The organism is Pengzhenrongella sp. (genome assembly GCF_036565025.1).
In the GTDB taxonomy this organism is placed as follows: domain Bacteria; phylum Actinomycetota; class Actinomycetes; order Actinomycetales; family Cellulomonadaceae; genus Pengzhenrongella.
Genome location: NZ_DATCNW010000115.1, coordinates 16,342 through 28,385, shown reverse-complemented (window position 1 = coordinate 28,385; position 12,044 = coordinate 16,342). Strand labels below are relative to the sequence as shown.

The 12,044-nt window shown below is 73.3% G+C and carries 9 protein-coding genes; 1 reads left to right on the top strand and 8 read right to left on the bottom strand.

From position 1 onward, the window contains the following. From VIM26_RS06530 to VIM26_RS06495, 8 genes are all read right to left on the bottom strand, one after another. On the bottom strand, positions 1-846 hold an 846-nt coding region (locus tag VIM26_RS06530; RefSeq protein ID WP_331949542.1), incomplete at its 3' end, for a DNA-3-methyladenine glycosylase 2 family protein. Between the two features lie 22 nt (positions 847-868). Further along, positions 869-1,204: an STAS domain-containing protein gene (locus VIM26_RS06525; RefSeq protein ID WP_331949541.1), complete on the bottom strand. Its 336-nt coding sequence runs from the start codon at positions 1,202-1,204 to the stop codon at positions 869-871. 189 nt (positions 1,205-1,393) lie between these two features. Then, entirely contained in the window at positions 1,394-2,497 is a 1,104-nt protein-coding gene (locus tag VIM26_RS06520; RefSeq protein ID WP_331949540.1) for an ATP-dependent DNA ligase, read from the bottom strand. Between the two features lie 38 nt (positions 2,498-2,535). Beyond that, a complete protein-coding gene (locus tag VIM26_RS06515; protein WP_331949539.1) occupies positions 2,536-4,851 on the bottom strand; it encodes a GGDEF domain-containing phosphodiesterase in 2,316 nt (771 codons plus the stop codon). 56 nt (positions 4,852-4,907) lie between these two features. Beyond that, complete coding sequence (locus VIM26_RS06510) at positions 4,908-7,199, bottom strand: bifunctional diguanylate cyclase/phosphodiesterase (protein WP_331949538.1); 2,292 nt, start codon at positions 7,197-7,199, stop codon at positions 4,908-4,910. Positions 7,200-7,263: 64 nt separating this feature from the next. Then, positions 7,264-7,917 carry a molybdenum cofactor guanylyltransferase gene (gene mobA, locus VIM26_RS06505; protein WP_331949537.1) on the bottom strand — a complete coding sequence of 218 codons (654 nt, stop codon included), beginning with the start codon at positions 7,915-7,917 and terminating at the stop codon, positions 7,264-7,266. Between the two features lie 16 nt (positions 7,918-7,933). Continuing rightward, complete coding sequence (gene fdxA, locus VIM26_RS06500) at positions 7,934-8,281, bottom strand: ferredoxin (protein WP_331949536.1); 348 nt, start codon at positions 8,279-8,281, stop codon at positions 7,934-7,936. Between the two features lie 33 nt (positions 8,282-8,314). After that, positions 8,315-10,585, bottom strand: coding sequence for a multicopper oxidase domain-containing protein (locus tag VIM26_RS06495; protein WP_331949535.1), 2,271 nt, complete (start codon positions 10,583-10,585; stop codon positions 8,315-8,317). A gap of 198 nt (positions 10,586-10,783) precedes the next feature. On the opposite strand from VIM26_RS06495, the gene VIM26_RS06490 reads away from it, so the two are divergent. After that, positions 10,784-12,025: an MFS transporter gene (locus VIM26_RS06490; protein WP_331949534.1), complete on the top strand. Its 1,242-nt coding sequence runs from the start codon at positions 10,784-10,786 to the stop codon at positions 12,023-12,025. Positions 12,026-12,044: the final 19 nt, after the last annotated feature.

The window sequence follows — 12,044 nt, the reverse complement described above, 5'->3', positions numbered from 1 at the left end:
CAGGCGCACGACCCGGTACCGGTGCGGGCGCCACGGCTCGAGCAGCTCGAGCATGCCCGCGTCGTCGACCCGGCGGCCGATCAGCGCCCAGCCGACGGCGGGCGCCAGGTGGAGGTCGCCGACCGACACCGCGTCCGCGTCGCCGAGGGCCCGCTGGGCGACCTCGGCCGCGGTCCACGGACCCACGCCGGGAACGAGCTGCAGTCGTCGCGACGCGTCGGCCGGTGACATCGCCGTCGTCTCCTCGAGCCGGTTGGCCACCCGCGCGCAGGCCCGGACCGTGCGGGCCCGGCCGGGATCGACACCCGCGCGGTGGAAGTCCCAGCTCGGCACCTGGAGCCAGCCGGCGGCGTCCGGCGCCACGCGCATGCCCGACGGCGCGGGACCCGGCGCCGCCTCGCCGTGCCGGGTGAGCAGCCAGCGCCAGGCGGCGGTCGCGGTGCTGGTCACGACGCGCTGCTCGAGGATCGCCGGGACCAGGGACTCCAGCACCCGCCCGGTGCGCGGGATGCGCAGCCCGGGGTGACGGCGGGCGGTCTCGAACAGGGTGGGTCCCGGCTCGAAATCGGCCGGGTCGTCCCGTTCGCCGAGCAGGTCGGGCAGGGCGTCGAGCACCTCGCGGGCACCGGCCCCCCAGGCCTGGGCATCGATCCGCTGGGGTCCGACCTGGACAAGCCGGCAGGTGGCGGGTCCGGACAGCATCCGGGTGGTGCGCCACACATCGCCGTCGGGCAGGGTGCGGAAGGCGGGGTCCGCGCCGCCGTGCGCGAGACGCTGGAGCGTCCGGGCCAGGTCGACCGGCGTCGCTGGTCGATAGCTCGTCGTCTGGTCGGACGCGGCACTCACGCGGCCAATTCTCGCACCGGACTCAGGTCGTGAAGGTGACCCCGAGGTCGCGCATCCAGGCCTCGACCCCCGCGGTCGCGAGCAGGTCCGCGACCTGGCCGGTCGCGCCGAGGAAGCACACCTGCTGGCCGTCGCCGACCGCGTCGCGCACCAGGCGCACCAGGATCGACAGCCCGATCGAGTCCATCTTCGTCGCGCGGCGGCAATCGACCGTGAGCCGCCCGGGCATCCGCCGCGCCTCCCACAGGTCAGCGGTCCCGCCGTCGCGCACCGCGACGTCGATGACTCCCCAGAAGTCGACGAGAGCCCCGTCGTCGGAGGTGCTGAAGTCGAAGCCGCCCGCGACCGGTGCACTCACGCCTCGCCCCCTCCCTCCGGAGTTCGCCGCCCGGCGGTGACCGCGGCTGCTGCCAACGTTCGCACCACCCGGGCGGGTCCGCATCCGCACCCAGTGTGCCTCTCGTCGCCGCGGGGGCCGCGCTGACGTGGCCGATCGGCTACTGGCTCGTGTTTCCCCTGCGGATGGCGAGGCGCGCGCGGCGTTGAGTCACGCCCGCGCCCCCGGGCCGGCCGCGAGCACGTCCGCCAGCGCGAACTTCACCGGCTCCTCGAGCTGGGCGAAGGTGCAGGACGCCGGATCCCGGTCCGGGCGCCACCTGCGGAACTGCGCGGTGTGCCGCAGGCGCGGTCCCTCCATGTGGTCGTAGGCGACCTCGACGACCCGTTCGGGCCGCAGCGGGACGAACGACAGGTCCTTGCCACGGTTCCACCGGCTGGTCTCCGCCTCGCGTGGGGTGCGGGTCTCGGCGGCCAGGGCCATCGCCCCCCAGGGGTGCCCCTCGAGCTCGGTGCGCAGGGGCTGGAGCTCGGCGAACAGCTCGCGGCGCCGGGCCATCGGAAACGCGCCGACGACGCCGATCGAGGCGAGCGCGCCGTCGTCGGTGTACAGCCCGAGCAGCAGCGAGCCGATCGCGTCGGGCCCGGAGGTGTGCACGCGGTAGCCGGCGACGACGCAGTCGGCGGTCCGGTCGTGCTTGATCTTGAGCCACCCGCGCTTGCCGGGCAGGTACGCACCGTCCGGCCGCTTGGCCACCACGCCGTCCAGGCCGGCGCCCTCGAACTGCTCGAACCACCGGGCGGCGAGCTCGACGTCGTCGGTGCTCGGCGTCACGTAGACCGGCGCGACGCCGTCCTCGGCCGGCCCGGTGACCGCGGCCATGGCGTCCTGCAGCGCGCTGCGCCGCTCGGCGAACGGGCGGGACGTCAGGTCGGCGTCGTCGAGCGCGAGCAGGTCGAACGCGACGAACAGGGCCGGCGTGGTCCGCGCGAGCAGCCGGACCCGGGAGTCCGCCGGATGGATCCGCTGGAGCAGCGCGTCGAAGTCCAGGCCGGTCGTGACCGAGCTGGGCACCACGATCTCGCCGTCGAGCACGCAACGATCCGGCAGGTGCGCGAGCGCGGCGGCGACCACGTCCGGGAAGTACCGGGCGATCGACTTCGTGTTGCGGCTGCCGATCTCGACCTCCGCGCCGTCCCGGTAGACGATCGCGCGGAAGCCGTCCCACTTGGGCTCGTAGCGCTGGCCCTGCGGTATCTGCGGGACGGACTTGGCGAGCATCGGGTCGACCGGTGGCAGCACTGGCAGGTCCATGGCGCCAGTGTGTCGCGCGCGGGGGCGGGCCGCGAGGTCTAGAAGATCGGAATCACCGCGGGCTTGTCCGGCCTGCCGCGCAGGGCCGGGCTGCCGAGGACCTCGGGGAGCCGTTCCTCGATGCGCGCGACGAGCTCGGGCAGCAGGGGTCCTGCGACGGGTCGGCCGAGGCCGAAGCCCTGGGCCGCGAAGCACCGCATGTCGCGCAGCCGCAGCAGGGTGTCGTCGTCCTCGACTCCTTCGGCGACGACGTCCAGGCGCAGGTGTCGGGCGAGCTCGATGGTGGAGCGCACGATCGCGGCGCTCGCGTCGTCGCCGAGGAGCCCGGTGACGAACGAGCGGTCGATCTTCAGGCGTCGCACGGGCAGGCGTTGCAAGTAGGTCAGGGAGCTGTGCCCGGTGCCGTAGTCATCGACCGAGAGCGTGACGCCCAGGTCGGAGAGCTCGCCGAGGACCTGCATGGAGCGCCGGGGGTCGACCATCGCGCTGCTCTCGGTGATTTCGAGCTCGAGGGCCTCGGCGCCGACGCAGTGCCGGGCGAGGGCCGCCCGGACGTCGTCGACCAGACCGGGGTCCAACAGGTTCCGGGCCGAGAGGTTGACCGCGACCGTCAGGTCGAGCCCGCCGCGGTGCCACCGCGCGCACTGGCGCAGCGCGGCGTCGAGCACATGCTGGGTGAAGGGTGCGATGAGGCCGGTCTGCTCCGCGGCGGGGATGAACAGGTCCGGGCCGAGCAGGCCGTGGCGTGGATGCTGCCAGCGGGCGAGGGCCTCGACCCCGAGCACCCGCCCGCTGCCGATCTCGATCTGCGGTTGGTAGTGCAGCACTATCTGGCCGTCGCGCAGCGCGTCGCCGAGCTCGCCGACGAGGGCGGGCGCGAGGGTCGCCCCGGTCTCCAGCTCGGTGCTGTACCGCGCGGTGCGGCCGGGGCGCTTCTTGGCGGCGCAGAGCGCCAGATCGACCCGCCCGAGGGCGAGTGGCGCCTGCGTACCGTCGTCGGGCAGAACGAGGACCCCGATGCTCACCTCGAACGCGACGCTCACGTCGGGCAGGTCGAGGGGCTGTTCGAGGGCCATCCGGATGCGGACGGCGGCGTCGTCGGCCTGCCCGTCGGACGTGATCGACGGGTCGAGGATCCCGAACGAGCTGTCCCCGAGTCGGGCCACCAGGGCGCGGGGTCCGGTCAGCTGGCTCAGGCGGTTGCCCGCCGCGAGCAGCAGCGCGTCGCCCGTCCGGTGCCCGAGGGTGTCGTTGATCTCGGACAGGCGTTCCAGGTCGATCTTGAGGAGGCCGCCGACGTGCCGGCGCGAGTCACCGAGGAGCTCGGAGAGCCGGTCGGTGAACCGGCGCCGGTTCGCCAGGCCCGTCACGTAGTCGGTGTCCGCGAGCTGGCCGAGCCGTTCGGCCTGGTCCTGGACCTGGTGGACCATCCGGACCATGCGGACCAGGACGAGCACGACGAGGAACCCGGACGCGATCACGACCGCCCCGGCATGCAGCGGCGCGCCCGTGATCAGCTCGAACCCGAGGATGGCGGGCCCGATCAGCAGCGCTCCGGCCAGTGCCACGAAGCGTCCGGCCCGGGTCCGTTCGGAGCGCTTGAGCGAGGGCAGGGACAGGGTGCCCATCGCGGGGTGCAGCGCCGCGGCACCCCACAGCACGTACGAGATCAACCAGCCGGGGTCGAGCACGGTCAGGTTGTCGCCGATCAGGGGCACGAACGACCCGGCCAGGTAGAGGCTGTCGGAGAGGATCAGCAGGGCGACCGACCCGGCGAGCAGCCGCGACGGGATGCCCCACGCGCCGGGCGCGGTGGCCAGGCGCACCAGCATCGCGAACAGCAGGACGTCGCCCAGCGGGTAGGCGACCCCCACGAGTCGCTCGAGCATCGACACCCCGTCGGCGGTCCACGTCGGCTCGATCAGGAACACCCACGACAGCACCCCGAGACCCGCGGTGAGGATTGCGCTGTCGAGCAGCGCGGTCGGTTGGCGCTCGGCCCCACGGCTGCGCGCGAGCACCAGCAGGCCGGCGGCGAGCACCGGGTACGCGGCGAGGTAGAAGACGTCGGCCAGCGACGGGAACGGCTCGATGAACGCGACGTCCGAGTACCAGGCGTACAGCGTGTCGCCCATCACCCAGATCGCGGTGCCGGCCGCCATCAAGAACCAGCCGCGTCGGTGCAGCGGGTGGTTCCGGCGGACACCGACGAGCATCGCGACGACTGCCGACGCGCCGACCAGGGAGTAGAGCACGTCCCGACCGATGCCGAGCGGAATGAGGAGGACACTCGCGGAGATGAGGGCGCCGACGAGCAGGTAGTGCCCCCAGCCCACCGTCCGCACACTCCTCATGGCTTACCCATCGGCCTCAAGCGGCCGATATTGAGGTTCGCCGACTCTCGCGGCCGTCAGCTGTGCGCGGCCTCCCGCTCGGGTCGAACGCCGTCGGCGCGCGGCGGGCTGAGCAGCTCGGGGAGGCGTCGTTCGATGCGGGCGATGAGTTCGGGGATCAGGGGCGCCGCGACGGGTCGGCCGAGGGCGAACCCCTGGGCGGCGAAGCAGTGCATGTCGCGCAGGCGTAGCGCCGTGGCGTCGTCCTCGACGCCCTCGGCGATGACGTCCAGGTGCAGGTGGCGGGCGAGCTCGATGGTGGAGCGCACGATGGCCGCGCTCGCCTCGTCCGTCAACAGACCGGTGACGAACGAGCCGTCGATCTTCAGGCGTCCCACGGGCAGCCGCTGGAGGTAGGTCAGGGAGCTTCGGCCGGTGCCGTAGTCGTCGACCGAGATCATCACGCCCATCGCGGCGAGCTCGCCGAGCACCTGGAGCGAGCGCCGGGGGTCGACCATCGCGCTGCTCTCGGTGATCTCCAGCTCGAGCTCCCAGGCCCCGACGCCGTGCCGATCCAGAGCCGCCCGGACGTCGTCGACCAGGCCGGGGTCCAACAGGTTCCGGGCCGAGAGGTTGACCGCGACCGTGAGCTCGAGGCCCGCGCGCCGCCAGGCGGCGCACTGGCGCAGCGCGGCGTCGAGCACGTACCGCGTGAACGGCACGATCAGGCCGATCTGTTCGGCTGCGGGGATGAAGGCGTCGGGGTCCAGCAGGCCGTGGCGCGGGTGCTGCCAGCGGGCGAGGGCTTCGACCCCGAGGACCCGCCCGCTGCCGAGCTCGACCTGCGGCTGGTAGTGCAGCACGATGTCGCCGCTCGCCAGGGCCGCGCTCAGCTCGCCCATGAGCAGCGGCGTAAGGGTGCCGCCGGTCTCCAGCTCGGCGCCGTAGCGGGCGGTCCGCCACGGCCGCTTCTTCGCGGCGGACAGGGCGACGTCGACCCGGTTCATCGCGAGCGCCGGTTCGGCCCCGTCCTCGGACAGCAGGAGAATCCCGACGCTCACCTCGACCGAGACGCTCAGGTCGGGCAGTGCGAGGTCCTCCTCCAGTGCGGTCCGGATGCGCATCGCCACGTCGTCGGCATGCTGGCCGGTGGTGATCGAGGGGGCCAGCACCGCGAACGTGCCGTCGCCGACCCGCGCCACGACGGCGCCCTCCCCCGATGCCGCACCGAGGCGATCGCCGATCGCCTGCAGGATCGCGTCGCCTGCCCGGTTCCCGAGGGTGTCGTTGATCTCCGAGAACCGCTCGAGATCGATGAGCAGCAGGCCCCCGGACGGCCCGAGTGGATCGCTCAGCAGGTCGTCGAGCCGGTCGGTGAACTTGCGCCGGTTCGCGAGCCCGGTCACGTAGTCGGTGTCCGCGAGCTGTCCGAGCCGCTCCGTCTGGACCTGCACCTGGCGCATCATCCGGACCATGCGCAGGACGACCAGGATCACCAGGACCACGGAGGTCGTCGCGACCGCCCCGGCGTGCAGCGGGGCACCGGTGAGGAGCTCGCCGCAGAGCACCGCCGGGCCGAGCAGCAGTGAGCCAGTGAGCGTGTACAGGCGACCGGGATGCATCGCCTCGTCACCGCCGACGGCGGGCGCGGACAGCCGGCCCATCGACGGGTGCAGCGCTGCGGCACCGGCCACGACGCACGCCACCAGCCACCCGGTGTCGAGCGAGGCGGAAGGGATGTCGGGCAGGGTCGAGCGTTCGATCAGAATTCCGGCCGCCAGAGCGACGGCGAACAACATCGACAGGATGCGGATCCCGGTGCGCCCGGGCCCGGGCGCCTCGGCGAGACGCACCAGCCCGCCGAACAGCAGCACGTTGCCGAGCAGGCAGGCGGTATGGGTGAGCCGGAACCGCACGGGGATGCCGACGTCGGCCCAGGTCGGCTCGACGACGTTCACCCAGATCACCAGGCCGAGCCCGATGGCGAGAATCGCGCTGTCGAGGTTCGCCGTCGGCCGACGGTCGCGACCGCGGCTCCGTGCGAACAGGAGCAGGGCCGCGGCGAGCAACGGGTATGCGCCGACGCGAACGCTCTGCAGGAGCGTCCCGAACGGCTCGCTCACGGCCAGGGCGTCGGTCGAGGACGAGAGCAGGTCACCGCCGATCCAGCAGGCCATCGCGGCCGCGACGAGGTGCCAGGCGCGAGGGCAGGCCGGGGCGCTGCTGCGCACGCCCCAGACGATGGCGACCAGCCCCGACACGCCGACCAGCGCGTAGACGACATCCCGGCCGGGACCGACCGGCATCAGGAGCTGGGCGACCGCGACGAGGACGCCGACGAGCGCGTAGCGCCGCCACACCGCCGTCATCGCACTCGCCATAGCCCACCCATCGGCTGCGAAGGGGGCGAGTTGAGCCAGCCGGTCGAATGGGTCAGCGGCGCTGATCGCCGAGCAGGTCGTCCAGGCGCCGCACGTCGTCCCACGTGTCGGCATCGGCCGCATGCCCGACGACGTCGCGCACCTCGCGCAGGTGCGCGTCGGCGAGCAGCCGGCGTATCGCGGCGTCCCGCGTCCCGCCGCGGGCAGCGAGCCCCGCGACGGCGTCGGTCAGCAGCCCGCGCCGGTAGACCCCGAGCAACGGCTGCGGTCGGCCGCCGGAGTCGACGACCTGGGCCCCGTCGAGACCGTCCGCGACCGCCGCGGCGGCCACCGCCAGCAGGTGCACGACGACGTGCCGGGCGAGCGGGACGTCGCACGCAAGCAGCAGCACGAGCGGCGCGCGGGGCTCGCCGGCGTCATCCGCGGCGCGGTCCAGCGCGGCCAGGCCCGCCTCGACCCCGGCGACCGGACCACCGTGCGGCGGGTCCTCCTGCGCGGACAGCACGGGCTCGGTGGCGAGGCCCGCCGGCCCGACGACGACGGTGCGGCGCGCACCCGCCGCCGCGTCGAGCGCGTGGTCCAGCAGCCGCCGCCCGGCGACCAGCACGTCCGGCTTGGAGGACCCGCCAAGACGCGCCGCGCGCCCACCGGCGAGCACGACGGCGTCGAACGCGCCGTCGGTCTGGCTCAGGGGCTCGGTCTGCATGCGGTTCACGGTATAGTTACGCATGGATGGTGACGGGGTATGTCGCGACCATCGCGGTGTCCCGGCCGACGACGCCGAACGCGCCCGCGCCCCCCGGGTTGCCCAGCGGCTCGCTCGAGCCGGGCAGCGGGGTATCGAAGAACCGGGCGTTGTCGGGCAGGAAGGCCCCGAACGCGCTCGGCAGGTCGTCCTCGTAGTAGATCGCCTCGACCGGGCACACCGGTTCGCACGCCCCGCAGTCGATGCACTCGTCGGGGTTGATGTACAGCGAGCGCTCGCCCTCGTAGATGCAGTCGACGGGGCACTCGTCCACGCAGGCACGGTCGAGCACGTCGATGCACGGAGCGGCGATCACGTAAGTCATGGGATTAATACTAGACCTCTAGTAAAAACTCTCTCACGGGGCGACGTCGAGCACCCCGTGCGCACCCCGCTCGGCGTCGACCAGGGCGTGCGAGACGAACGGATACCGGCCCGCCTGCGGCGGCACGAGCTCGACGAACCCGCCCTGGGCCGGTGACAGGCCGAGCACCGCGGATCCACCCGTTCCGCCCGGGTCGGCGCGCGGTCCGCCCAGGAGGTACCCACCCTCCGCGAACACGGTGTCGAACTGGCCCCCGACCAGATGGAACGCCGAGGAACGGTTCGGCCCGGCGTCGAGCACCCACAGGCGAACCCGCTCCCCCGCGCGCGCGGTGAGCGGCGCGTGGTCGTACTGGTTCGCGTACCCGTTGAACACGACCGCGTCTGGGGTCTGGGCGGCCAGCTTCGCCTCGTCCGCGCTGCCGCCCTGGCGGCCGAGGTACAGCTCGGACTGCACGAGAAGGTACTCGCGGTCCACGGCCGGCAGGTCCGGCGGGTCGATGATCACCGCGCCGAACATCCCGTTCGCGACCTGCAGCGACATCGCCGTGGCCGCGCAGTGGTAGAGCCAGATCCCGGAGTGCGTGGCGGTGAACCGGTACGTCAGCTCGTGGCCCGGCTCGATGGTCCGCATCGGCTGGTCGGGCGCCAGCGCGCCGGCGTGGAGATCGATCGGGTGCCCGAGGCTGCCGTCGTTGACCAGCGTGATCTCGAAGACGTCGCCGACCTTGCCGCGCAGCACCGGACCGGGGGCGGTTCCGCCGAACGTCCAGCGCAGCTGGCGCACCCCGGGCGCGACCTCGCGCTCGATCTCCCGGGCCTCCAGCCGCACCCGGTGCAGCCGTTCGTCGGTGGCCGGGGGCAGCGCGGCATCGCGCGCCTCGAAGCCCGTGCCCGGGTCGCCGGCGAGGTCCAGGTTCGCGGCGGCGGACGCCGGCGCGTCGTCGGCCGTCGTGCTGCTCGCGCCGCCGACCGGGTCCGCCACCACCCCGAGGACGACGACCAGGGCGAGCGCCGCGCCGGCCGCGATCCCCTGGACGAGGCGCGCCCGGCGCAGCGGCGCGAGCGGAACCGGGACCGCCTGCTGCACCGGGATCGAGTGCGGCACCGCCGGATCCGTGCGGCGCGAGAGCGCCGCTGCGCGCAGCAGCAGCCCGGGCGTCGCGAGCAGCGCCCCGAGGACCAGCACGGACAGCCCGACCCGGGTCAGGCTCGGCACCGGCAGGAAGTACAGCCCCAGTCCCGCGTTCACCAGGACGATCCGCGCCACCCCAGCGCGCTCCGTGACGGCGGCGGCGGCCCGGACCGCCGCCGGACCGCCCCCGAGGACCACCGGCAGCAGGTAGGTCAGCGAGCCGAGCAGGACCTGTCCGGCGAAGCCGACCGCGAGCGGGGCGAGCAGCGTGCCGACGCGTGCCGCCCCGTCACCCCAGCTCGGCGCGGTGGCCAGCATGACCGCCCACGCCGCGACCGACCCGATCAGCCAGAACCACGCGGCCGCGACGGACCAGGTGGCGAAGGACGCGGGCGGGCGCTGCCGGGCCTCGGCGACCAGCGGCCAGGAGGCGCGGACCAGCCCGAGCAGGTAGACGGCGGCACCGGCCGCCGCGACCGGGAGGCTGCCCGTGCCCGCACCGGCCAGCACCGTCGCGAGCCCGGCGACGAGCACCACCAGGCCGTGCCGCGCGGCGAGCTCGGCCCCCGGGGCGACCCGCACCCGGAGCATCGTGGGCCAGAGCGTGACCAGGGTCCCGACGACGGTCAGCGCGACCCAGCCGAGCAGCATCGTGGCGGCGTGCGCGACGTACAGGCGATCGTGCGCCGGGGCCGTGACTCCCGGGCGGGCGAGCAGGACGCCGAACGTGATCCCCACCGGCAGCGCCAGCGTCGCGGTCACGAAGAAGGACACCGTCCAGCCGAGGCGGGCGGCGAGCGCGTGGCTGCCCTGGTCCCAGAGCACCGCGGTGTGCCAGCCGGCGACGGCGGCGATCAGCACGGCGCCGGTCAGCACGACCGGCCACTGCCCGGTGGTGATGCCGGCGATCACGGTGAGCGCACCGGCCGTGTGTCCGGCGAGCCGGATCGCCTGGTCGCGGTGCCCGCCACGCAGCGGGCGGCGCCGGACGGCCTCGGCGAAGTGGGCGCTCCAGATGAGGATGGCGGTGCTGACGCCGCCGAGCAGCACGAGGTGGGTCATCAGCCAGCGCGCGTCCGGAACCGCGCGGTGCGCGATCGCGACGGCGGCGCCCGCGAGCAGCCAACCGAGGACCAGAAGGTTGACGCGTCGGTGCCACTGAGACCTCACGGCGGTCACCGTAGCCGCGTTCCGACGGTGTCAATACGCTGTAGGCGTTGCCCAGGGTGCTTACGGTGTCCTGGCTACCTCACCGACGAGGAGGCGCACTGGGTCTTAGGACCTAGATTCTCGCATGCGCGATGCTAGGTTTTCTTGGCCTGCTGAAACACCCGCGCAGACGATGATGCCCGAAACAGGGAGCCGACGATGGCCGAGAGTCAACGAGGATTCGACGCACGCCCAGCCAGCGCCGTGACTGCGGCTGCGACCGAGGCCCCGCGAGGGCTCGCGACCCGGAATCTTGTGCTCGCCATGCTCGGCTTCATGGTCAACTTCTGGGCCTGGGCACTGATCAGCCCGCTCGGTGCGGCGTACCGCGAACGCCTGCACCTGAGCGTCTTCCAGCAGGCGGTCCTGGTCGCGGTGCCGGTCGTGGTCGGCTCGATCGGCCGCATCCCGGTCGGCGCCCTCACGGACCGCGTCGGTGCCCGGGTCATGTTCCCCATCGTCACCAGCCTCACGATCCTGCCGGTGCTGTTCGTCGGGTTCGTCGCCGATACCTTCCCGCTGATGCTGATCGGTGGCTTCTTCCTCGGCCTCGGCGGCACGGCGTTCGCCGTCGGCGTGCCCCTGGTGAACTCCTGGTACGCGCCGGCTCGCCGCGGCACGGCGCTCGGGATCTTCGGGATCGGGATGGGCGGTACCGCGATCTCGGCGTTCACCACCGTGCGCCTCACGGACAAGTTCGGTCCGCACACGCCGTTCCTGGTCGTCACCGTCGCGCTGGTCGCGTACGCCATCGCGTCCGGCCTGCTGGTGCGGGACGCTCCCGGACGCGTGATCCCGCAGGGTTCGTTCCTCTCCCGGACCTGGGCGACCGCAAGGCTCCCCGCGACCGCGCAGCTCTCGGTCCTGTACGCGGTGGGGTTCGGCGGGTTCGTGGCGTTCAGCGTCTACCTGCCGACCTACCTCATCAACGCCTATCAGCTGGTCCCCGGCGACGCCGCGCTGCGCACGGCGGGCTTCGTGGTGCTCGCCGTCGCGATGCGCCCGGTCGGCGGCTGGCTGTCCGACAAGTACAACCCGGTGAGCGTGCTCGTCGTGTGCTTCACCGCGGCCGCCGCGCTGGCCGTGCTGGCATCCTTCGAGATCGAGCTCCTGCCGGCCGGCACGGTTGCCTTCCTCGGCCTCGCGGCGTCGCTCGGCGCGTCCGCCGGTGCCACCTTCGCCCTGGTCGCGATCCTGGCCCCCGCCAACAAGGTCGGCGCCGTCACCGGCATCGTCGGTGCCGCGGGCGGCCTCGGCGGCTTCGTCCCGCCGCTCGTGATGGGCGCCGTCTTCGGGTTCACCGGCGATTACAGCCTCGGTCTCGCACTGCTCGCCATAGTGTGCGCAGGGACAGCACTTTTCACCCGCGGCCCGGTCCGCCGGTCAATTCCTGCCAGGTGATCTGACCAGTTCGACCAGC